This window comes from Streptomyces sp. H39-C1 (assembly GCF_027158125.1).
Lineage (GTDB): Bacteria > Actinomycetota > Actinomycetes > Streptomycetales > Streptomycetaceae > Actinacidiphila > Actinacidiphila fildesensis.
In genome coordinates this window covers 112,104-132,798 of record NZ_JAPVLS010000012.1, presented here as the reverse complement: position 1 = coordinate 132,798, position 20,695 = coordinate 112,104, and the positions used below count along the sequence as shown (strand labels likewise).

Annotated in this window: 23 protein-coding genes; 12 read left to right on the top strand and 11 right to left on the bottom strand. The window is 67.9% G+C overall.

Features of this window, described 5'->3' with window-relative positions; genetic code table 11:
• Window positions 1–88: 88 nt before the first annotated feature.
• From O3W51_RS10995 to O3W51_RS10975, 5 genes are all read left to right on the top strand, one after another.
• Window positions 89–373, top strand: coding sequence for a hypothetical protein (locus O3W51_RS10995; RefSeq protein WP_138356662.1), 285 nt, complete (start codon window positions 89–91; stop codon window positions 371–373).
• Between the two features lie 576 nt (window positions 374–949).
• The gene (gene melC1, locus O3W51_RS10990) at window positions 950–1,372 is read left to right on the top strand and encodes an apotyrosinase chaperone MelC1 (protein WP_269285437.1); all 423 of its coding nucleotides are present in this window, start codon (window positions 950–952) and stop codon (window positions 1,370–1,372) included.
• Between the two features lie 98 nt (window positions 1,373–1,470).
• Window positions 1,471–2,289 carry a tyrosinase MelC2 gene (gene melC2, locus O3W51_RS10985; protein ID WP_269285435.1) on the top strand — a complete coding sequence of 273 codons (819 nt, stop codon included), beginning with the start codon at window positions 1,471–1,473 and terminating at the stop codon, window positions 2,287–2,289.
• Window positions 2,290–2,362: 73 nt separating this feature from the next.
• Window positions 2,363–3,154 (top strand): maleylpyruvate isomerase family mycothiol-dependent enzyme, encoded by a 792-nt coding sequence (locus O3W51_RS10980; RefSeq protein ID WP_138356659.1) that lies wholly within the window; start codon window positions 2,363–2,365, stop codon window positions 3,152–3,154.
• Window positions 3,155–3,386: 232 nt separating this feature from the next.
• Window positions 3,387–3,761 (top strand): hypothetical protein, encoded by a 375-nt coding sequence (locus O3W51_RS10975; protein ID WP_198358849.1) that lies wholly within the window; start codon window positions 3,387–3,389, stop codon window positions 3,759–3,761.
• Window positions 3,762–4,156: 395 nt separating this feature from the next.
• Here O3W51_RS10975 and O3W51_RS10970 read toward each other — a convergent pair whose 3' ends face one another.
• A complete protein-coding gene (locus tag O3W51_RS10970) occupies window positions 4,157–4,936 on the bottom strand; it encodes a VOC family protein (protein WP_269285432.1) in 780 nt (259 codons plus the stop codon).
• A 229-nt stretch (window positions 4,937–5,165) separates the two neighbouring features.
• Entirely contained in the window at window positions 5,166–6,401 is a 1,236-nt protein-coding gene (locus O3W51_RS10965; RefSeq protein ID WP_269285430.1) for a S8 family peptidase, read from the bottom strand.
• 574 nt (window positions 6,402–6,975) lie between these two features.
• Here O3W51_RS10965 and O3W51_RS10960 point away from each other — a divergent pair.
• On the top strand, window positions 6,976–7,521 hold the full coding sequence (locus O3W51_RS10960; RefSeq protein ID WP_269285428.1) for a hypothetical protein: 546 nt from the start codon (window positions 6,976–6,978) through the stop codon (window positions 7,519–7,521).
• An 89-nt stretch (window positions 7,522–7,610) separates the two neighbouring features.
• Here the strand turns inward: O3W51_RS10960 and O3W51_RS10955 are convergent, their stop codons facing one another.
• Window positions 7,611–9,167 (bottom strand): ThuA domain-containing protein, encoded by a 1,557-nt coding sequence (locus O3W51_RS10955; protein ID WP_269285426.1) that lies wholly within the window; start codon window positions 9,165–9,167, stop codon window positions 7,611–7,613.
• A 709-nt stretch (window positions 9,168–9,876) separates the two neighbouring features.
• Here O3W51_RS10955 and O3W51_RS10950 point away from each other — a divergent pair.
• Complete coding sequence (locus O3W51_RS10950) at window positions 9,877–11,160, top strand: ricin-type beta-trefoil lectin domain protein (protein ID WP_269285423.1); 1,284 nt, start codon at window positions 9,877–9,879, stop codon at window positions 11,158–11,160.
• A gap of 63 nt (window positions 11,161–11,223) precedes the next feature.
• Here O3W51_RS10950 and O3W51_RS10945 read toward each other — a convergent pair whose 3' ends face one another.
• Complete coding sequence (locus O3W51_RS10945) at window positions 11,224–12,252, bottom strand: phosphotransferase family protein (protein WP_269285421.1); 1,029 nt, start codon at window positions 12,250–12,252, stop codon at window positions 11,224–11,226.
• 266 nt (window positions 12,253–12,518) lie between these two features.
• Between O3W51_RS10945 and O3W51_RS10940 the strand changes: the two genes are divergently transcribed.
• Both O3W51_RS10940 and O3W51_RS10935 read left to right on the top strand, forming a co-directional pair.
• A complete protein-coding gene (locus O3W51_RS10940; protein WP_138356651.1) occupies window positions 12,519–13,409 on the top strand; it encodes a radical SAM protein in 891 nt (296 codons plus the stop codon).
• A gap of 9 nt (window positions 13,410–13,418) precedes the next feature.
• Complete coding sequence (locus O3W51_RS10935; protein ID WP_138356650.1) at window positions 13,419–13,829, top strand: NUDIX domain-containing protein; 411 nt, start codon at window positions 13,419–13,421, stop codon at window positions 13,827–13,829.
• On the opposite strand, the gene O3W51_RS10930 is transcribed toward O3W51_RS10935, so the two are convergent.
• From O3W51_RS10930 to O3W51_RS10915, 4 genes are all read right to left on the bottom strand, one after another.
• On the bottom strand, window positions 13,801–15,516 hold the full coding sequence (locus O3W51_RS10930; RefSeq protein ID WP_138356649.1) for a tetratricopeptide repeat protein: 1,716 nt from the start codon (window positions 15,514–15,516) through the stop codon (window positions 13,801–13,803). The two genes, O3W51_RS10935 and O3W51_RS10930, sit on opposite strands and share 29 nt — an antisense overlap.
• Window positions 15,517–15,557: 41 nt before the next feature.
• A complete protein-coding gene (locus tag O3W51_RS10925) occupies window positions 15,558–16,358 on the bottom strand; it encodes a trypsin-like peptidase domain-containing protein (RefSeq protein ID WP_269285418.1) in 801 nt (266 codons plus the stop codon).
• Window positions 16,345–16,839 carry a hypothetical protein gene (locus O3W51_RS10920; protein ID WP_138356647.1) on the bottom strand — a complete coding sequence of 165 codons (495 nt, stop codon included), beginning with the start codon at window positions 16,837–16,839 and terminating at the stop codon, window positions 16,345–16,347. Before O3W51_RS10920 ends, O3W51_RS10925 begins: the two co-directional genes overlap by 14 nt.
• 151 nt (window positions 16,840–16,990) lie before the next feature.
• Window positions 16,991–17,623: an HAD domain-containing protein gene (locus O3W51_RS10915; RefSeq protein WP_138356646.1), complete on the bottom strand. Its 633-nt coding sequence runs from the start codon at window positions 17,621–17,623 to the stop codon at window positions 16,991–16,993.
• Between the two features lie 135 nt (window positions 17,624–17,758).
• On the opposite strand from O3W51_RS10915, the gene O3W51_RS10910 reads away from it, so the two are divergent.
• Window positions 17,759–17,926, top strand: a complete 168-nt coding sequence (locus O3W51_RS10910; protein WP_443048268.1) for a hypothetical protein — start codon at window positions 17,759–17,761, stop codon at window positions 17,924–17,926.
• 90 nt (window positions 17,927–18,016) lie between these two features.
• Here the strand turns inward: O3W51_RS10910 and O3W51_RS10905 are convergent, their stop codons facing one another.
• Window positions 18,017–18,346 (bottom strand): hypothetical protein, encoded by a 330-nt coding sequence (locus O3W51_RS10905; RefSeq protein ID WP_269285500.1) that lies wholly within the window; start codon window positions 18,344–18,346, stop codon window positions 18,017–18,019.
• Between the two features lie 29 nt (window positions 18,347–18,375).
• Here O3W51_RS10905 and O3W51_RS10900 point away from each other — a divergent pair, with 29 nt between their 5' ends.
• The gene (locus tag O3W51_RS10900) at window positions 18,376–19,389 is read left to right on the top strand and encodes a hypothetical protein (RefSeq protein WP_269285414.1); all 1,014 of its coding nucleotides are present in this window, start codon (window positions 18,376–18,378) and stop codon (window positions 19,387–19,389) included.
• Complete coding sequence (locus O3W51_RS10895; RefSeq protein WP_269285412.1) at window positions 19,373–19,504, top strand: hypothetical protein; 132 nt, start codon at window positions 19,373–19,375, stop codon at window positions 19,502–19,504. Before O3W51_RS10900 ends, O3W51_RS10895 begins: the two co-directional genes overlap by 17 nt.
• Window positions 19,505–19,523: 19 nt before the next feature.
• Here the strand turns inward: O3W51_RS10895 and O3W51_RS10890 are convergent, their stop codons facing one another.
• A complete protein-coding gene (locus tag O3W51_RS10890; protein ID WP_269285410.1) occupies window positions 19,524–20,153 on the bottom strand; it encodes a dihydrofolate reductase family protein in 630 nt (209 codons plus the stop codon).
• Window positions 20,154–20,248: 95 nt separating this feature from the next.
• Complete coding sequence (locus tag O3W51_RS10885) at window positions 20,249–20,641, bottom strand: TOBE domain-containing protein (RefSeq protein ID WP_138356643.1); 393 nt, start codon at window positions 20,639–20,641, stop codon at window positions 20,249–20,251.
• Window positions 20,642–20,695 lie beyond the last annotated feature (54 nt).

The window sequence follows — 20,695 nt, the reverse complement described above, 5'->3', positions numbered from 1 at the left end:
GAAGGCGGCGTCGTTGCATGGTAGGGCGAAGCGCGGGAGTCGAAGGACGGGTTTACGCTGGTAGTGAGGTCCGCTCCGGAGGTGCGCTGTGCCCCGACGACATCATTTCCACCTGGATCATCTCGGCCATTCGATCACCGTCAATATCCGCTCCGGCGTGAGCCGTGACGTCGAGGTGTTGGTCGACGGCAAGGAAGTCGCCCACCAGCGTGTCCGCGCCGGGTCGAGTGTGCTGACGGCCGAACTGCCGGAAGACCCCGCCCAGCCGTTCCAGATCCGCATCCACCAGCCACGCTTCGGCTCCAGCGTGCCCCAGTGCGTCCTGAGCCTGGACGACGTGGACCGGACGATGCCGCCCCGCCTCGTGGCGTGAGCCTCCGTTACTTCACCCTGTGCAGGCCGGCAACGACGGGACGGCGCGCTGCACTCCGTGGTTCTGATCCACGAGGGTGATCCGTCGCAGGTGTCATGGTTGAAGTCCGGTCAACGGCCGGGTCCCGGGGCGTGATGGTGCGCCCTCGGGGCCCGGCCGCGCTGTTTGATCCAGCCCGTGATCCACCTCGTGATCCACCTCCGCGTCCGCCGCCGCGGCGCTCCTGGCGGCCGGTCCGCTGCTCACCGTCGAACACTTTTGCGTCGTGATCTTTTGGTGGGGGACATCACCATAATTCCCGTACAACCCGAGGATTTGTCGCTCCTTCGGCTTCATTCAGGAGATTTTCGCGTCCGAACCCGTATAGCGCCGGACGTTCTGCAAGATCCACTCCGTTCAACTTTCCACATCTTGCGAGGGAATGTCCGGTAAGGAGCCAACGGGTAAGACACTCCTTTCCACTCGCGGCCGCCGCCTGCGAACATCCCGGTCGGGAGATCACGAAATGTGACTACCCGTTGGGATTCCTGCCTTCTGGGGTCGATGTACCCGAAGGCGACAAGATGGGGGCCGTACATGTCTGAACTCACCCGCCGCAGCGTGCTGCGCGGCGCCGTCACCGGCGTTGCCGCCGCCGCGTTCACCGGGGTCGCGCTGGGCCTGCCGGTGGCGCTGGCCGCCCGGGGCACCGGGAACGACACCGGGAACGACATCGACAACACCGCGGGGTCCGTCCCGCACACCGGACCTGAGGCGTTCGACGAGACCTACCGGGGCCGGCGCATACACGGCGCGCCGCAGGCCGCCGGCGGACACCACCACGGGGGGCCGGGCTACGCGGTGTTCGTGGACGGCAAGGAACTGCATGTGATGCAGAACGCCGACTCCTCCTGGATCAGCGTCGTGAACCACTACGAGACGTTCGCCACGCCGCGTGCTGCGGCCCGGGCCGCGGTGCTCGAACTGCAGGGCGCCGCGCTCGTCCCGGTCGCCGTCTGACCCGATCGTCGCCCGACCCGAACCGCCGCACCTTAATCCGACCCGTCGCGACGCGACTCGTCGGAACCCGAACCACCCGCAAAGGACGAAGACTCTTCATGGCAGTCCGTCAGAACCAAGCGAACCTCACCGCCGCACAGAAGCGTGCCTTCACCGACGTCGTACTGGAACTCAAGCGCAGTGGCCGGTACGACGATTTCGTCACCACGCACAACGCGTTCATCATGTCCGACGTCGACAACGGGGAGCGGGTCGGCCACCGATCGCCGTCCTTCCTGCCCTGGCACCGCAGATTCCTTCTCGAGTTCGAGCAGGCGCTGCAGTCCGTCGACTCCTCGGTCATGCTGCCGTACTGGGACTGGACCCGGGACCGTACGGCGTCCGCCTCCCTGTGGGGCGCGGACTTCCTCGGCGGCGACGGGCGCGCCAGCGACGCGCAGGTGACCACCGGCCCGTTCGCCTTCAACTCCGGACGGTGGGCGGTGAACGTCCGCGTCGACTCCCGCAACTATCTGCGCCGCCAGCTCGGCGGCGGAGGCCGCCCCCTGCCGACCCGGGCCGAGGTCGATTCCGTCCTCGCCATGCCCGTGTACGACATGGCGCCGTGGAACAGCCAGTCGAACGGCTTCCGCAACCACCTGGAGGGCTGGCGCGGAGTCAATCTGCACAACCGGGTCCATGTGTGGGTCGGCGGCCAGATGGGCACCGGCGTGTCGCCCAACGACCCGGTGTTCTGGCTGCACCACTGCTTCATAGACAAGCTGTGGGCGGACTGGCAGCGACTGCACCCGACCTCGCCGTACCTGCCGGCCGCGGGGACGCCGGACGTCGTCGACCTGCGCGACACCATGAAGCCGTGGAACGACATCACCCCGGCCGACCTGCTCGACCACACCTCCCGCTACACGTACGCGTGACCTGACCCGCCCGGCGGTGGAGGCGCGGACCAGGAGCGGTGGCGCTGTCGGAGGTGCGGTCTATCGTGACGTCGTGAGCGCTTTGAGCCATGACCGCCATTGCTCCGAGATCGTCGCGCAGACCGGCTTGTTGTACGCCTCCATCGAGGGTGCGGACCTCACGGTCCCGGTGCCCTCCTGCCCCGGGTGGAACGCCGGCCAGCTGCTGCGGCATCTCGGCGGCGGCCAGCGCTGGGCCGAGGAAGTGGTCCGGAAGCGGGTCCTGGAGCCGATCCCGGACGATCACTTCCGTGATCTGTCCGCGTACACCCACGAGGATCCCGCGGTGCTCGGACCGTGGCTCGTCGAGGGCGCCGCGCAGCTGGCGGAAACGCTGCGCGGCGCCGGGCCGGACACGAAGGTGTGGACCCCGGTCACCGGGGGCACCACCGCGTTCTACGCGCGCCGGTTCCTGCACGAGACGCTCATCCACCGGGCCGACGCGACCCTGGCGATCGGCAAGAAGTTCACCGCCGAGCAGGAGGTCGCCCTCGACGGCATCGACGAGTGGATGGAGCTCGGCGCTCTGCCGATGCACTTCGAGGTCCACCCCTGGATGCGCGAACTCCTCGGCCCCGGCCGCACCCTGCACTTCCACGCCACGGACACCCCGCCGCAGGCGGCGGCGGAGTGGCTGATCGATCTCACCGGCGACGCCATCGTCTGGCGCCGGGCCCATGAGAAAGCCGCAGTCGCCGTACGCGGCCCGCTGTCCGACCTCCTGCTGATCATCTACAAACGCCTCCCGGCCCGGACCGAAGGCATCGAGATCATCGGCGACGTGGAACTGCTCGACTTCTGGCTGGAACGCATCGGCTTCGGGTGACGCGCCCTCCCGGATTTCGACGCGGTATCGGCCCGTCGACCGCGACCCGGCCGAGCCCGTCCCGGCGCTGTCCGGCGGGTTCTCGCCGAAGGGCGTAGGTTCCGGCAACTTCCTCCCCCCGCTGGATCTCCAGGCCGACCCGGCGCTCGCCGGGGAACTGCGCACCCTGGTCGCCCGTGCCACGCCGGCCCGTCCGCCGACGTGGCTGACGGATCCGGTGGTGGCGTGCCGCGTGGGCCAAGCATCCCTCCCGGCCGGCGCGGACGGCGCCCTGGCCCAACCTCGTGTCCCGCTGCGCCCCGGAGTCGTGGAAGCCCTGGCGGGCGGGTTGGCCGTGCAGGTGGCGTGGGGTCATGTGGCACTGGCCACCACCGAGTCGGGCCTGTCCCATGCGGGCAACAGCTGGTCCACCGCACTGCAGGTCGGGTGGAGTGCGGCGGTGGCGGCGCTCCTGGCGGTCTCGGGCCGGCGGTACGCCGAGTTCCGGCGAGCCGGCGGGAACGTCCGCGGCCTGCCGGCACTTGTCGGGCTCGCTCTCGGCCTGGGACTGTGGCGGGCCGGTTCCTGGATCTCGACACCGGCGTCAGCAGCCGGTCACTGCCGTTGACCTGGATCGGAGCGATCGACGCGCTGTTGCTGCTCGGCTTCTCGGTGGGGCTCGCCACCTGGGTGGCCTACCTGGCCGGCGCCGGGCTCGGGATCCCGGTCGGAGCAGGTCGCAGTCAGGTCCCGGAGGGCCCGAACGGCAGGCCGGGCGGTGCCCTTTGTCGTCGCGGTCGCGTGTGTCGCTCATGGCGGCCACGCCGGCGGCTTCGCGGGACGTGCTCAAGGTCGGCGAGGTGTCCCGGACCACGCCCGTGGGACGGGGCGGCGGAACTGCACATCTGGGTCGTCGGAGGCGGGGACCGGCGGAAGCAGCTGCTGACGATGATGATCGATTCGCTGACCCACTGATGCGGCTGCGGGCCGGGGTCCCCGGTCCGCACCACCCTCCCGATGGGGTCAGGCAGTTCGGGGGCGGGGCTTGAGGACGGCGAAGGGCGCGCCGAACGGGTCGGCGAGCCAGGCGATCCGGCCGACGTCCGGTACGTCCTCGGCGGGTGCGAGGACGGTGCCGCCGTTCTCCTGCACCCGGGTGACGATGTCGTCCGCGTCAGCCGCGTCGAAGTACGGAATCCAGCGCGGCTCCATGCTCCCCTGGGCGGCGACCATTCCGCCGAACGAAGCGTCCTCCTGCTCGCCCTCGGCGGTGGAGAGCACGGTGTAGGTCATTCCGGGCATCTTCATCTCGCTCGACCGCCAGCCGAAGAGCGAACGGTAGAAGGACAGCGCGGCCGACGGGTCAGGAACGTGCAGCTCGACCCAGAGCAGCGTGTTGTGTTCCGACGTCTTCTCCAGGCCTTTGACCGCCCCCGGCTGCCAGACGGCGAACTCGGTGCCGCCCGGGTCGGTGAGGCAGGACATCCGTCCCGCGTCCATGACGTCGAAGGGCTCGACCCGCACGGTCCCACCGGCCTGCTCGACCGCCTTGGCGGTGGCGTCCGCGTCCGGGGTCCGGAAGTACACCGTCCAGGCCGGGGCGGCGCCCTCCTCGGTGAGCTGCCCCAGGGCCGCGACCGTCTTGCCGTCCTTCTGGAACAAGCCGTAGCCGCCCGCGTCGGGGCCGGCGGACTCGAAGGTCCAGCCGAAGACCGCCGCGTAGAAGCCGGCCGTCGCCGTGGTGTCGGGGCTGGCGAGGTCGAGCCAGTTGGGTGCGCCGGTGGTGAAGTCGGTCGTGAGCATCGTGACGATCCTGCCTCTCGCGAATGCGGTCGGAGCATGAGCGCGGGGAGATCCACCCCGAGGTGAACGATCCCTAGCGGATCGTAGCGAAACGCCCACCGGAGGACATCGCGAATGGCGGAGCGGCGGCCTCGAAAACGGGGGCCGGCGGCTCCTGTGGGCCTGGAGCCGCCGGCCCGCCGGCCGCGCGGTGCGGGGTCCGCGGTGCGGGGTCCGGGTCCTGGGCGGGTCAGATGCCGTCGGTGAACAGCAGCTTGTTGGGGGAGGTCTTGCTGACCGAGCTCAGGACGCCCTTGGTGGCGGTGTCCGCCAACCAGGCCGTGATGTCCTGCGGAGTCGCGGCCGGATGGGTGGTCTTGTACAGCAGCGCGGTCCCGGCGACATGCGGAGAGGCCATGGAGGTGCCGTCCAGAGCGACGCTGCCGCCGCCGAGCTTGGCCGACACGATGGCCTGTCCGGGGGCGTAGAGCGACACGCACTTGCCGTAGTTGGAGAAGTCGGTCTCCTGGTCCTGCCGGTTGCTCGCGCCGACGGCCACGACGCTCCCCGCCGACGCCGGGGAGGTGGTGCAGGCGTCGGTCGCTTCGTTGCCCGCCGCGACGACGGGCAGGACGCCCAGGTCGAGGAGGGAGCTGACGGCGCTGTTGACCATGGAGGACACCGGGCCGCCGAGTGAGGCGTTGAGGACCGCCGGCTTGCCGGGGTTCATCGCCGCGTTCGCTCCCGCCCATTCGAGTCCGGCGATGACTTTCAGACTGCTGCTCTTGCCGGCACAGTCGAGGACCCGGACGCTGATCAGCGTCGCCTGGCGTGCGACGCCGTACGTCTTGCCGCCGATGGTGCCCGCGACGTGGGTGCCGTGTCCCTCGCAGTCCGCTCCGTTGCGTCCCTGGGACGGGAACGCGTCGAAGCCGGGGACGGCGCGGCCCTCGAACTCACTGTGGTTGTAATCGATGCCGGAGTCGAGGACATAGGCGTTGGCGCCGGCACCCGTGGCGGTCACGGTGAAGGTGTTGTCCAGCGGCAGGTTCGGCTGGTCGATCCGGTCCAGGCCCCAGGACGCCGAAGGCGCCACCGCGCCGGCGGCCGCGGTCGTCTTCGCCGGGGTGCCGGGCTCCGGCGCGCGGAACTCGGCGTCCTGCTCCACGGCCAGGACGTTCGGGTTCGCCCTGACCTTGGCCAGCTGAGCGGCCGACATCTTGGCGCCGAAGCCCCGGAGCACCCTGCTGAACCTGAACAGGGAGGGCACCCCGGACTTGGTCACCGCATCGGCGACGTTGGCCTTCGGCTTGAGCTGGACGATGTACTGGTCGGCGATGGGGGACGACGCCGGGACGCGGAGCGGCGCGAGAACGGGTGCGCCCGCCCCGGCGGGGCCGGGCTTCGCGGCGGCGGACAGCGGACCTGCGGTCACCAGGGCAGCGGTGACGGCGGTCGCGATGGCGAGCTTGCTTCTGGTTTTCACTGGCGCAGGCAATCATGCGCGAACATTCATATTCCAGGTCATATGCCGCGAGTCGCGTAATTTCTGCGCGAGGGGCACGGGCCCGCTCCTCGAACCGTCAATGGAACGCAAACCGAATCGGGCCGAATGAGTTCGCCGGTAGCGGGTGCCTTGGGGCAGTCTGCGAGAAGTGCTGTGGAGGATAAGGGTTTCTCCTAATCTGTCCAGTGGGTGTTCGAGCCGTAGTGGCCAGGAAATGGATCTCGCGCTCCGCGGCGTGATCTTGGGGAAAGTCCGGACCTGACTACGGCGCGAGTCCGTCCAAAACTCTGGGGGGAACCAGATCATGTCCCATCAGTCCGGCACCACACGGCCGAGCGATCCGACCCCGAGCGATCCGACCCCGAGCGATCCGACCCCGGGCAATCCGGCCCCGGGCAATCCGACGCCCGGTATTCCGCGACCGGGCAATCCGCCGCGACCGGTAAATCCACCGTAGGGTGCCCCGCCGAACGCGGCCGCCGGCCGGAGCGACCTCAACACGACGCTGACGAACATCAGAGAACTGCTGACCAACGTCGTCGGCATCGTCACCGTGCTGGCCTCCGCGCTGGCGACCTTCGGAGTCGGCGCCGTCGTCGGCCACAATGTCGCCTCGCCCGAGCCTGACCCGACCATCACCGTCACGGCGCCGCCGGCCAAGGTGACGACCCCGCCGACCACTCCCGGACCCGATCCGACCACTTCGTCGCCGGAGTCGCCGCCCGCCTCGACCAACGGAACGGTTCTCGGCAGCTACAGCGTCAATCTCGGTTTTGGCCACTCCATACCCCTTGGCCCCACGAAGCCCACGCAGTCCCAGTTCAGCACGACGGGATTAGGGGATCTGGGCACGGCCGCGCCCGCGGACCATCTGGTGTTCGTGCCCATCAACGGGGACAAGATGCTGAGTCTTCCGGCCGGCAGCACACCCAATTACGAGGCCTGTGCGAGTAACACCGTGTTCGCCAATCAGGCCGACAGCGCTCCGGGAACATCGTTCTGTCTGATCGAGAACGGCAGAATGGCCGGCGTCACGATCTCGTCGGCCCAGCCGGCCTATGTCGTACTGAACGTCACGGTGTGGGCGAACACCGCCTGATCGACGAGCGACCCGGGTGAAATCCGCCGGGTCGTGAATTCCGCGACCGAACGGTGTTCCCCCGGTTCACCCGGGGGACCACCGGTCCTTCAGCTGGGGAGATGCCACTGCTGGTTGGCGGCGGCGCTGTTGCAGGTCCAGATCTGCAGCCGGGTGCCGTTGGCGGAACTCGGTCCCGAGGCGTCGAGGCAGCGACCGGAACCGGCGTTGACCAGGGTGTTGTTGGTGCTCGGCGTCCACTTCTGAGCGGTGGTCCCGTTGCAGTCGTACAACTGGACCTTGGTGCCGTTCGCGGTACCGGCGGCAGAGACGTCCATGCACTTGCCCGGCGCCTTCACGCTGCCGTCCGCGCCCACCGCCCAGCTCTGCGCGCCGGTTCCGTTGCAGTCGTAGAGCTGCACCGCGGCACCGTTCGTGGAACTCGCACCCGCCACATCCACGCACTTACCGCCGTAGCCCGTGATCGCACCCGAGCCGCCGCCGGTGCCCGTCACCGTCAAGCTGTAGGTGGCTGTCTGGGCACCCGACGAGCCGGTGCCGGTGACGGTGATGGGGTACGTGCCAGGTGCGACCGCCGAGGTCGTGGCCACGGTCAGCGTCGAGCCGCCTCCCGAGGTCACCGACGCCGGGCTGAACGACACGGTCGCTCCCGACGGGGCACCGCTCGCGGTCAGCGCCACGCTCTGCGCCGTACCGCCGGACGTGACGGCCGTCGTGACCGTGGCGGTGGCCGACGCGCCGGGTGCCACCGTGCCCGAGGCGGGCGTCACGCCGAGCGTGAAGCCGGCACCCGGATTGGACGCACCGCCGCCACCGAGCCACTTGATGCCGTTGAGGAGGAACTGGTTCTGCTGGGCGCTCGCGAAGGTCGACGACAGCGCGGTGTTGGTGTCGTAGTTCATCGCGTTGTGACCGAAGTTCGCGTACAGCATCTTGTACTGGCGGTTGGTCCAGATGATCGGGTAGTAGCCGCTGTTCCAGGTCTGGGCGGGGTCCGTCCCGACCGGGAAGGTGGACGGGTCGAGGGAGGCCAGGATGTCGATGTTCGGGTTCTGGCGCAGATCGTTGTTCCAGCTGTACCACTCGCTGACCGACGAGGCGATGCTGGCCGGCAGCCCTGCCATCGACGGGTGTGCGCGGTCCTCGACCTTCAGCGTCTCGGCCGTCGGGCCCCAGGTGTTGCTCTTGAAGGTGCCGGTGCCCAGGAAGGTGTTGTGGTACCAGGACCAGCTGTTGGAAGTGGAGTCGTTGTAGGCCGAGACGTGGAAGCCCATCCAGCCGCCGCCGTTGTCCATGTACGTCTTGAACGCACTCTGCTGGGCTGCGGTCTGCGGGTGGTTGTCCAGGAACAGGACCACTTGGTACTTGGCCAGGTTCGCGGTGTTGAGCTGGCTCCAGTCACTGGTCGCGGTGTACGTGAAGCCGTTCTCCGCGGCGTGCTGCGGGAACCACTGGTTGGCCTCGTGGACGAAGCTGATGTGCGCGGCGTCGTAGGTGCCGTCGTAGAACGCCAGCACCTTGAAGGTGGGGGCCGCGTGCGCGGTGCCCGAGTCCGGGACGGCGGTGAGGCCGAGCAGGAGCATGCAGAGCGCGAGCAGCCGTATCAGTACGCGTTGCACGGGGAGCGCCGTGCGGGTTCGCAACATGGGACGGGGTTCCTCCTGGGCACGGCGGAGTGACAGTGGGGGGATCGTGCGGAGAGACCGAGGTGCGGGCGTCGGCAGCGAACAGGTCGGACGGCCTACCGACGCTCTCCTGACGGAGCATCAGTAGAAGACTTCACTTTGTTCACGACTTAATCCAGGTGGTGATTTAACCGAGGGGACACGACCCCGTCAAGACCTCGCACAGGCCCCGCAGTTGCCGCTCGCCGGCGATTGCCGGCGGCTCACGCAACCCATGGGGGCGCTGTACTGCACTGATGGCCCCGGAAAGGCGGGAAGGGGACGCCGTGGTCTTGACAGCGTCGTGGTCTAGTCCAAGCATGGTCGTGGTCGTACAGCGTTTCAGGACACTGTCCCGACCCGCTCGGGCCGCACCTCGACCGGCCGTACATCAACCGTGGGACTCTGCCTGGGGCTTGTCGTGTACCGACTGTTCCGACGCTGCGGGGCGCCGGAAGCGGTACCTTGCCTCAGCTGACCCCTCGTACCCGCGTGCCCGCACGGGCCGGTATGTGTAGCCCAGGTGTCGCCATGTCCCGTCCGTCATGCCCTGTCATGTTCTGTCGTATGACGAGGACGTGAGTGCTTACCCCCCGTCGTCTCTGTGCCCGGAACCCGCAGACCCCCATCCGTGAAGCGAGGAGCACGACTGCCTTCCGGCTTTCCACCGTCCCCCACTGAGGAGCCCGTCATGTCGGCGTCACCCCCCACCCGACGCATCAGCCCCCGCCCCCTCGCACTGTTCGCCGCCGCCGTGCTCCTGCTCTGCGGCTGGCTCCAGCAGGCGCTGTCCCCCCAAGCCTCCGGAGCCGAGAACACCTCTCCCGCGGCGGCCGCCGCCACGTTCACCGATGACTTCAACGGTGCCGCGGGAAGCGCGGTCGACAGCTCCAAATGGGGCTACGAGACCGGCGACAACGTCAACAACCACGAGCGGGAGTACTACACGAGCGGTAACCACAACGCTGCCCTCGACGGCCAGGGCAATCTCGTCATCACCGCCCGCAAGGAGAACCCGGCCAACTACCAGTGCTGGTACGGCACCTGTCAGTACACCTCCGCCCGGCTCTCCACGCCCACCAAGTTCACCCAGGCGTACGGCCACTTCGAGACCCGCATGAAACTCCCGCGCGGCCAGGGCATGTGGCCCGCGTTCTGGATGCTCGGCAACGACATCGGCACGGCCGGCTGGCCCGGCAGTGGTGAGATCGACATCATGGAGAACGTCGGCTTCGAGCCCGGTTCCGTACACGGCACCATCCACGGCCCCGGCTACTCCGGAGCCGGCGGCATCGGTGCCGGCTACACGCTCCCCGGCGGCCAGAGCTTCTCCGACGCCTTCCACACCTTCGCCGTCGACTGGGCGCCGAACTCCATCAAGTGGTCCGTCGACGGCAACGTCTACGAGACGCGCACCCCCGCCGACCTCAACGGCAACCGCTGGGTGTTCGACCACCCCTTCTACCTGCTCCTCAACCTCGCGGTGGGCGGTGACTGGCCCGGCGACCCCAACTCCGGCACCACGTTCCCGCAGCAGCTCGTCGTGGACTACGTGCACGTCACCACCAGCGACACCGGGGGCGGCGGCGCCGGCCACCCGCTCACCGGAATCGGCAACAAGTGCGTCGACGTAGCGGCGTCGAACAGCGCCAACGGCACGCCCATACAGCTCTATGACTGCAACGGAACGGGCGCGCAGGCCTGGACCTCCTCGTCCGACGGCACCCTGCGAGCGCTCGGCAAGTGCATGGACGTCACCGCAGCGGGCACCGCTGACGGCACCAAGATCCAGCTCTACGACTGCAACGGCACCGCAGCGCAGAAGTGGACCGCGGGCGCCGGAAGTACTCTCGTCAACACCGGATCGGGCCGCTGCCTGGACGCCACCGGCGCCAGTTCCGCCAACGGCACCCGGCTCCAGATCTGGGCCTGCAACAGCTCCGCCGCCAACCAGCAGTGGCACCTCGCCACCTGACCGACACGTCGGAACGTCAGGTGCCCGGCCGGCCCTTGAGCCGGCCGGGCACATCTCGGAGCGCTACGGTCGTTCGCTCGGGACCGGCTGAATCGCGGACCAGCGGGCGAGCATCCGCTGATGCATGTCCGTGCTGAGGCTGCTCACGCCCTGGAGCGAGGCATGGCCGGCGGCCATCCTGCCGACGACTCCGAGTCGGTGGACGAGCCGCTGCCGAGCGGTTGCCGTACCCCACTTCCAGTCCCGCCTCGGGACACGTGCCAGGTAGTCGGTGCCGTCGCGGTGTGCACGCTGGACCAGCGCGTCGCCGCGGATCAGCCAGCCGGCGCACGCGTCGGTGAGGTCGCCCTGGATCTCCGATCCGGTCGCCGCGCGCCACGCGGTTCGGTAGGCGTTCTCGGCCCGCTCCAGCAGCGGTTCGTTCGCCGAGGTGACGCACCAGCAGGTGGGAAATCCGATGCGCAGATAGGCGAGCTCCATGACGCCGCTGCCCAGCGAGGCCTGCTCGAAGTCGATGAACCTGACTCCCGCCGTGGTGTGCAGGTCGTTGCCAGGGCACGGATCCCCGTGCAGAAGCGCATGCCCGGGTGCTCGGTCGAGCCGGTCGATGAGGGCTTCGAGTTCTTCGGACACACCGGGCGGCACGGGAGCCTCCAGCACCGCGGCCAACCGGAGGAACGCGTCGACGTCGTCCTGACCCGGACCCTGCCAGCGGGGGAGCACGCCGACATCCTGCGGACCGGTGGTGGTGTGCAGCTGGGCCAGCGCGGCGGCGTAGTCGACGATCCAGTCGCCGGCGGGTTGTTGGTGCTCCCAGTGCTCCAGCACCACCACACGCTCGCCGGGATCGGTGGCCAGCAGCGCGGGCACCACGGGTGATGCGGCCCGGCCGGCCAGCCGCAGAGCGGTCACCTCACGTGTGTACCGCTCGGCGGCGTCGGGGCCCTCCACGAACTGCTTCACCACGGCCGACGCTCCGGGCAGCTCAACGCGCCACACACGTGAGCGGGGGCTGCTGCCCAGTCTGCGTGAGCGACCGGGCGATCCCAGTTCACTCCTCAACTCGTCCCCGAACGGCAGCCGCGATCCCATGGGCCCATCCTTCCATGCGGCTCCGCGCCGGCAGGCTGCACCTGGACCCTGGCGCTCCACTCTGCTGCGAGCGGGCTGGGCCGTCATGGTGGCGGGCGGACAGGCCCGGCTGTTGATCATCGCACTGATGTTCCGAGCATGCGCGTCCAACGAGATCGTGATCTGTGACGGGAGTGATCTTGAGCGAGTGGATGGCCCATTGCGGGCTTCAGTTCGAGCTGCGATTGTTCACGTTCAGTGCTACGGATTTGGTTTAGAGTCCCATCATGCAACTTCCTGCCTTCGTTGACCTCCGGCCAATCGGCAGGTGCAACTTGACTTGTCCCTTCTGTTTCGGGCCCAGGCATGAAGTTCCCTCCATGTCTCGAAGGGACGCCCTGCGGGTTGCCGAAGTATTACGAGATGCCTGCGTGCAGGGAGTGGTGGTTTCTGGGGGCGAGCCCACGCTTCTGCCTTATCTGGCGGACCTTGTCGGCGCGTTGCATCGATCCTCTCCCTCGGGAGACCCGGGGCCGCGAGTCGTCCTCAGTACCAATGGGCTGGCGCCTCTGCGAACGATGGAGCGCATCCTCCCCAGCCTCTCCTGGATCGCCCTGCCCCTGGAATCCGCGGACCCCATCGAACACGCGGCCTTGCGGACAGGCGTCGCACCGCATCGCGAGAAGGTACTCGCGCTGCTCGCGGAAGTGCGAAAGAACCACAAGCCGGTTCAGGTCAAATTGGGGACGGTTGTCACGCATCTCAACCTTTCTGGGGCTTCTAGGGTTCTCGACCTGATTGAGGAGGACTCCTGGCTTCCCGATGTGTGGAAGGTGTACCAGATGTCGGAGACCAACTACGGTGCGGACAATCGGGACTGGCTCGCGGTCAGCCAGGAGGACTTCGACGAAGTGGTCAGGAAGTGCGAGAAGGCCGCTGCCGAGCGTGGAGTCACTCTGCGTGTCTATCGGAACTCCACCCGCACGGGCAGCTACTTCTTCATCGACCCGGACTGCGAGATGGTGGTGGTCGACGAGGCCGGCGAGCGGCGTATCGGAAACCTGTTCGACGAGCTGGCGAAGTGCTCGGAGGGGATGAAGGGCGCATTTCCCTCAGGGGAGCTGATTTCTCTGACGAGAAACATGGACAACTTCGTGAACACCTACCCTGATGCGTGAGGGACGGGGATGGCGGAGCACGTACGGGTAGGCGTCCAGGCGATCGTGCGGGTCGGGGATCGTGTACTCCTCGGACTGCGTGCCAATGCCTTCGGTGCCGGCACGTGGGGACTGCCCGGCGGTCATCTCGAACTGGGTGAGACCTTGATCGAGGCCGCCCGCCGGGAGTTGGAGGAGGAGACCGGTGTCCGCGCCATCGGCGCGCGGGTCGTCTGCGTGACGGATCCTGATCCGGCTGCGAATCACCATATACAGGTCGGAGTAGAGGTGCTGGCGTTTGAAGGGGACATCCGGGTATGCGAGCCGGAGCGCTGTGTGAGGTGGGAGTTCTGGCCGCTGGATGCGTTGCCGGAGGCGCTCTTCGTCGGTTCGGTCGGCGTTGTCCGAAGTTTCAGCGCGGGCGCTCTGCACCTTCCTTGACGGCTCTTCCCGGCTTGTCGTCACTCAGCGCGGACACCACATCGCGAAGAATCTGCTTGTGCTGTTCCTCGTGGGCGCCGAACTGCCCCCAGGTGCTGGCCAATTCCCACTGGGTATTGAATGCGGCCACGCTGTCGTCGTAATATCTGCTGCTCTGGCTGAACCGGATCTCGAAGGCACTCAGTCCTCGACGGGTCCGGAAGTCAGGGTTGGCCGTCAGATAGGGTTCAAAGAATCCCATGTCCGTGGTGAGGAGCGTGGACCCGGAGATGTCCATCGGGGTCAGCCGCAACTCGATGAGGTCTCCGTACTGTTCCTGAAGCCGCAAGTAGGACTGGATCACCGGGAGGAACGTTTCCAGGTAGTACTGGCTGTCCTCGACGAGGTCCACGATGTTCTGAACGTTGGCCTTCTCCGTCGTCGCGTCCCGCTTGCTGAAGACGGCCAGGCTGTTCCATGGGCTGCTGAGCACGACATGGAAGTGGATATGTCGTTCGAGAGCACGAATGATCGCTGGGTAGAACAGATCCACGTGGCTGAGAAAATATGAGGCACCGGCATGCGCGATCAGCCGGATGATGGATCGCTCCCTCGTGAGCGCCGACTTCTTCGCTTCGTTGCGCTCGGTGTTCTGCTGAGGTCGGTACACCTGATCGATCAGGTAGGGAAGTTCCTGGGCGGGTGTCACGGCGGCACGCAATTCAGCGAGTTTTCGACGCACTTCGCGTGTCTGGGGATGATCCCTGCCGAGTGTCGCCGAGGCGTTGTCCGCGACTGTCTCCAGCATGGCCACGGCGCGTTTCCTGCGAGCGTCGAACGTCGGGCCTTGCTCCGCTGCAGTGAACTCTGCTTCCGCCAGGGACGCCTGCGTGACGATGGTCTGCCGATGGTCGGAACCGAGAATCGCCGAGGCGTTCAGGGAGATGGTCTCCAGATCACCCAGGGTCTGTTCGCTGACGTCGGTGTCGTCGGATGCTGCGGCCACCTCGAACTTCGCGGCGGTCAGGGCCGCCAGCGCCGCGATGGCTCTCGGATGTTCACTTCCCTTGACGCGAATGAACTGCTCGGCCGAGGTGCTGAAGTCGTCCAGTGCTCGCCCGATGGCCGGCTGGTCCTGCTGGATCCTGGCTATCTCGAGCAACACCCAGTCGGTGGTCAGCCGGGCTTCCGGATTGTCGACGCTCCAGTACTTCCCCATGGCCCGCACCGACTGTTCGGCCCATATTCGGGCGTCCTCCAGGTCGTCCGCCCGCAGACTCACGGCACTGAGGTTGGAGAGGATCCGGGCGAGCTCAGGGGCGGCGCTGCGGCGCGCCCTGTTGAGGGCGCAGCTCAGGACGAGCCGGGATCGCTCCACATCACCGTGTTCCGCCAGCAACATGCCGAGGTCGTTCCAGACGGCGGCGGGATAGATCTCCTGGTCGGCCTCCGATATCTCCATATGGCGCAAGGTCAGATCGGCTATGGTCAGCGATCCCTGCTTCAGGCCGATGGCCGACAGGAGCTTCGCGAAATGGGCGAGTCGCTGAGCGATCGCCTGGTGAGGTTCCCCCACCAGGTCGCGGTGGCGGAGACACGCCACGAACCGTACGAGGAGGTCATCTCCCGTCGGACGGGATTCGCCGGCTTCCAGGAGGTAGCCCTCCGCCAGTTCTATGGCGTCGTTCAGGGTCTCGAGTGCGTTCACGTTTCCTTCCGGAGCCCCGGCGCCCATGGGTGATCGTTCTGTCATGACAGCCGTCCCCTCCACAACGGGTATATGTTGCCGCCCAGATCGGATTTTTCGAGGGCCTCCGCTATGGCCTTTCTGGATGAGGAGTCGTCTTCCAGATCGCTTTCTTCCGCTACGGCGTAAGGCTTGACCAGCGGGGAAGTCTGGATCCCTGCTGTGCCGTTCGCTGCCGAGCCGGCGCCGGTGCCCGGCCATACGCCGGTCGGGACGACCAGTCTGATACCTGCCAGGCTGCGGACCGCCTCCTCTATCGTCACGGCGAATGCCGAGTCGGCCGGCGCCGTGCAGTACGGCGGCCTCTTGACGAGGAGGCCCAGTACGGTGGATGCGCGATGAGGGGCTTCTCGTTCGATCGGACTGCCGGAGAACTGGCGGTGGTCGTCGCACGGACCGTCGCACTGCAGGCGGAGGGCGTTGACGACCCTGTGCTTCGTACTGCCGTAACGCAGGGAGACTTCGACGACATTGCCGGACAGAAAATCGTCGGAGTCCGATAATCGATGAACGGCCTTCCAGGGGTCGCCGTGCTTCACACGATCGAAGAATGCTTCGGGAAGCGGTGGCGGCTGTTGGAATCCAAGCCTCAGTAACGCCAGGTCGGACAGCATGTCGTAATCCTTCAGCAGCCCCGTCGCGAACGTGCCGTCCGGTAGGCGAACCTTCAACAGCTCACTGTCGGAAGGGCGATCCCGAAGGCAGTGCTCGGCGGTGACAGCGAAGTTCCGTGTCAGTCTTACCCCGAATCCCAGGAGGAGATCGTCACGGAATATCTCTATGAAGTTCTCATTGTGCGTCACGCGTCGGGCCCCCCGTTCGGTTCCGGAATCGAACCCCCTTGCGCTTTCCGTGCCCATCGGCACGCGCCTCCGCGCGCAGCAGTTCCACGAAGCGCCGGTCCGCCTCCTCCGCATTCCTGACCCCCTCCGTGACGATCACCCATAAGGGATCACGGTCGGAGCGCCGGGGGTTGGTCTCCTCCTGGGTCTTCCATATACCCCAGGCATTGATCCACTCACGCATGGCCTCGAAGGTCTTTTCATGCGCCGCGAGGAGCTGATCGGAACCATAGATCTCGAGCTTGGCCAGTACGGGGGTGATGTCCGCCCGGTCGGTCTGGGGATTCCGGCGTTCGGGGAGGATTCCCGTCCGGAGCATCTCCCCGCGGTCGTGGGCAATACGGTGGATCAGGATCAGGGCTTCGTCGTAGACCGCCATCCGCCGATCCCAGACGCGATGTTCGCGCTCACGCCTGGTCGTGGAGCGCTGCGCGATCCCCACGCTGAGGAGCGAAGCGAGGGCGCCCAGCGCTGTTCCGATCAGTACGGCCTCAGGGGGAGTCAGTCTCACGCCGCCATCGTGGCGCCCAGCCCGGGTGTACGGGTCCGTAATCAGCGAAGTGCGGTTCGGGACAGGGCTCCGTGAGCGATTTTCAGCCTGTCGGCAGAGACGGGGGATGTCCCGTGCCGTGGGACGGGGGCAGCCCGGCGGTGCGGCGCAGCCAGTCGTCGAGAGCGAAGAAATCCCGGTCGGTCAAGCCCCAGCGGGGGTCGACCCGGTGGAGGAGGGCTTGTCCCTGATGCTGTGCGGAGACCCAGGTGCGGTCGGCGTCGGTGATCTCATCGTCGACCCAGACGAAGGCGCGACCTGCGGCCCATTCGACGAGCGCGCGGGTCTTCCAGTGCAGTCCGGCCCGCTCATCCAGAGCATCCGGATCATACGGCTGGTTCGGGTCGTTCCGTTCGTCCTGGTCCTCGTCCTCGTCGGAGGGCTCGGGCCAGTTCACGACCGGCAGATCCGGCAGGCCGAGCAGCGGGGCGATGCACTCGTTCGCGTCGGCCATCCATGTCGTGGCCCAGACCAGATCGCACGGCAGTGCCGCCAGTCGGGGGCCGTACTCGGGATTGATCCTGGCCAACAGCGGATGCGATCCGGCTCCCTGCCGACCGGTACTCGTCCGATACGTCGGATAGCCGTTCGGATGCTGTTGCGGTGTCGCCCCGAACGGGATGAGCGGGCCGTCGACGTCGAGGAAGAGCAGTGGGCGCTGGACGGATCCGTTCACGGTTGCACGATAGTGGTCCCTTCGCCGGGGACTGTCGCTCGACGCGAGCCACCGACTGGTGTGTCAGTGGCGGCTACTACGGTGGTGGGCAACGAACGGCACGGACGAACACCCGGGCGACCAGCGGGGGCGCACATGACGGACCGGCCCGGACTTCCGGAGGACCTGGACCGGCCTGCGGTCGAGGCCGTTGCCGCCGAGATCCGCTGCCGCGGTGGCACCCGACTCACGACCAGCCGGCACCCGGGCGAGGACGGCCCCGAGCGCTTCTACCTGGGGGCTCGGTGTCCGGCCGACGGGTGAGATGAGCGGAGACCAGACGGTCGGGGAATGGGACCTGAGCCGGCACCGATCCGATCCTGTGCGACGCCGGGGCTGCCGCGTCGGATGCGCTCAGATCAGCAGGAACCCCGCGATGACCGACGCCGCGTTCGCCGTCACGGATGCCGCGTACGGGACCGGGCCGTTCAGCCGGAGCATACGGCGGAGGAGCAGCGCCTCCACCATGCATACGGTTGCCTCGGCCACGGCGAAGTATCCCCAGTAGTCGTCGGCCGGGACCTGGGCGAGGAACCACCAGAGGGGTGGGTGCGTCACACAGTTGACCATCAGGGCGGCGGCACCGGCGCGCGCCGGCCGGACGCGGGCCGATACGGTGAGCGCCGCGATGTAGACAGGGACCTCGACGAGCAGCGTCAGGGCGAGGGCGAACAGGTACGGCACGGCGGGATCGTGTCACGGGGAGGGGACGGATGGCGAGCGCGCAGGCGGCGGGCCTGCCCGCCGTGCGGGGGCTGGGTGCCGCGCCGGTGGTGGGGTTCGTGTGCGCGGCGGCCGTCGCCCTCGTGGCGGCGTTGCGACTGCCGGCCGGGACAGCGGTCATCGGGCTGGCGACGTTCGGAATCCTGCACAACGTGCTGGAACTGCGGTACGTGGCCGGCCGCTTCGAAGGGGTGCTGCGCGGGCCGTTCCTGCGGCTGCTGGGCCTGCTGATCACGGGGATCGTCGTGTGCCGCCTGCTGCCGCCGTCGACGGTGACGCGCACCGGCGAGATCCTGCTGGCCTACGGGCTGCTGGGCACCGCGTGTGCGCACGCGCTGCGCTCCCGGCTGCCGCTCCTGGTGGCCTCGGTCGCCGTGCTCGCGGCGGCGGCCGGCACCTCACTGGCCTTCCCCGCCTACCACTTCGTGGTGCTGACGCATCTGCACAACGTCGTCCCGCTGCTCTTCCTGTGGGAGTGGTCGCGCCGGTTGCCGCAAGGGCGGGCCACCTTCCGTGCGGTGCAGTGCGGATGGGTCCTGGTGGTGCCCGCACTGCTGATGGCCGGGGCGTTCGACCACTGGCTGGCCGCCGGTACGGCCTGGACCGACCGGTTGTCCGCCGCGTACACACCGCCGGCGTGGCTGGACTCGACGGTGAGTCTGCGCTTCGTCGCGGTGTTCGCCTTCCTGCAGACCATGCACTACGTGGTCTGGGTCTGGTTCCTGCCGCGCTATGCGCCCGATGCGACGCGGTCGTTCGAGCGGCGGGTGCCGGTACTGCGCGGCTGGCGGGCCTGGGCGCTGGGCCTGGGCGTGGCCGCGGCCCTCGCGTCGCTGTTCGCGACGGACTACGCGCAGGGAAAGGCGCTGTATGCGGCGATCGCGAGCTACCACGCCTATCTGGAGTTTCCGGTCCTGTTGATGCTCATTCTGGGACTGGGGCCGGTCCCGGCTCCGGTCGCCGGGCCCGTCGAAGGGAAGAACACACGTGTCTCTACTGGCTGATGTCGCTCCTGATCCGCCCTCTTCGGGCGGGCATGTCGTCCTCACCGTGGTGGGGGTTGTGCTGCTGGTCGGTGTCCTCGTGCTGGTCATGGTCGCGCTGTCCCGCCGCAAGTGAGCGGTGCCGGGGGCGCGCGTCAGCGACGGATCAGGCGGACGTGGGTGACCGCTGCCGAGCTGACCTGCTCGGCCACCTGGTAGCCGTCGATCGATTCGCCCCAGTTGTCGAACAGGCGCACGCCCTTCCCGGCGAGCATGGGCGTGACGACCAGGTGCAGTTCGTCGAGCAGCCCGGCACGCACGTACTGCTGGATGGTGCCGGGGCCACCGCCGAGGCGCACGTCCTGGCCCGCCGCGGCTTCGAAGGCCCGCCGCAGCACCGTTTCGGCGGGCTCGTCGGTGAAGTGGAAGGTCGTTCCACCCTTCATCGCCAACGACGGCCGCAGGTGATGGGTGCGGACGAACACGTCGTGGTGGAAGGGCGGGTTGTCGCCCCACCAACCGGTCCATGACTCGTCCTGCCACGCTCCCCGCACGGGCCCGAACATGTTGCGGCCCATGATGGTGGCGCCGATGTTCTCGTCGCCCCGCTCGACGTAGTCGGCGTCGATCCCCGCTGTGCCCTCGTCGCGGGCGCGCAGCGCGGCGAACATCCACTCGTGCAAACCGTCGACGCCGTCCCCGAAGGGTGCGTCCAGGCGCTGGCCCGTGCCGGTGGCGTAGCCGTCCAGGGTGATCGTGATGTTGTGTGCGCGCAGCTTGGGCATGGCGTTCTCCTTGGTCCGTCTCTCGTTGTTTTCCGCTCTCACCTATGCGTCGAACGAGATACGGCCGAATCGACAGCTCCTCCGAGAATTCTCCCTCAGGCGAGATCGATATGGACGCTGGTGGACTTCACGCGGGCAGTCGCCTGCATGCCGACCTGCAGTTGCAGTTCCTCGACGGCCTCGCGGGTGAGCAGTGAGACCAGCCGGTGCGGGCCGGCCTGGATCTCGACCTGGGCGGCGACGTCGCCCAGTTTGACCGCGGTGACGATGCCGGAGAAGGCGTTGCGCGCGGATGTGTACGCCTCGCCGTTCTCCGCGGCGGCCTCCTGCGCGACTTCGACGCAGAAGGCGGCAAGGTCCGGGCCGTCGACGAACCGGCGGGTGTTCTCGCGGCGGGTGGGAAAACGGCCGGCATCCGCCCAGCGCCGCGCCGTGTCGACGCTCACGCCGAGCAGGTTCGCCGCCTGACCAATGGTGTAGGACTCCATGAGCCGAAGACTAAGCCCAACTCCGCGCGTCCCCGTCGGCGGCAGCGCTGGTGG

Bases quoted from the DNA above. Each gene is read 5' to 3' on its own strand.
- melC1 (WP_269285437.1), top strand. From the start codon at position 950: ATGTCTGAACTCACCCGCCGCAGCGTGCTGCGCGGCGCCGTCACCGGC.
- melC2 (WP_269285435.1), top strand. From the start codon at position 1,471: ATGGCAGTCCGTCAGAACCAAGCGAACCTCACCGCCGCACAGAAGCGT.
- O3W51_RS10970 (WP_269285432.1), bottom strand. From the start codon at position 4,936: ATGCTCACGACCGACTTCACCACCGGCGCACCCAACTGGCTCGACCTC.
- O3W51_RS10955 (WP_269285426.1), bottom strand. From the start codon at position 9,167: ATGTTGCGAACCCGCACGGCGCTCCCCGTGCAACGCGTACTGATACGG.
- O3W51_RS10950 (WP_269285423.1), top strand. From the start codon at position 9,877: ATGTCGGCGTCACCCCCCACCCGACGCATCAGCCCCCGCCCCCTCGCA.
- O3W51_RS10945 (WP_269285421.1), bottom strand. From the start codon at position 12,252: ATGGGATCGCGGCTGCCGTTCGGGGACGAGTTGAGGAGTGAACTGGGA.
- O3W51_RS10940 (WP_138356651.1), top strand. From the start codon at position 12,519: ATGCAACTTCCTGCCTTCGTTGACCTCCGGCCAATCGGCAGGTGCAAC.
- O3W51_RS10935 (WP_138356650.1), top strand. From the start codon at position 13,419: ATGGCGGAGCACGTACGGGTAGGCGTCCAGGCGATCGTGCGGGTCGGG.
- O3W51_RS10910 (WP_443048268.1), top strand. From the start codon at position 17,759: ATGACGGACCGGCCCGGACTTCCGGAGGACCTGGACCGGCCTGCGGTC.
- O3W51_RS10900 (WP_269285414.1), top strand. From the start codon at position 18,376: ATGGCGAGCGCGCAGGCGGCGGGCCTGCCCGCCGTGCGGGGGCTGGGT.
- O3W51_RS10890 (WP_269285410.1), bottom strand. From the start codon at position 20,153: ATGCCCAAGCTGCGCGCACACAACATCACGATCACCCTGGACGGCTAC.
- O3W51_RS10885 (WP_138356643.1), bottom strand. From the start codon at position 20,641: ATGGAGTCCTACACCATTGGTCAGGCGGCGAACCTGCTCGGCGTGAGC.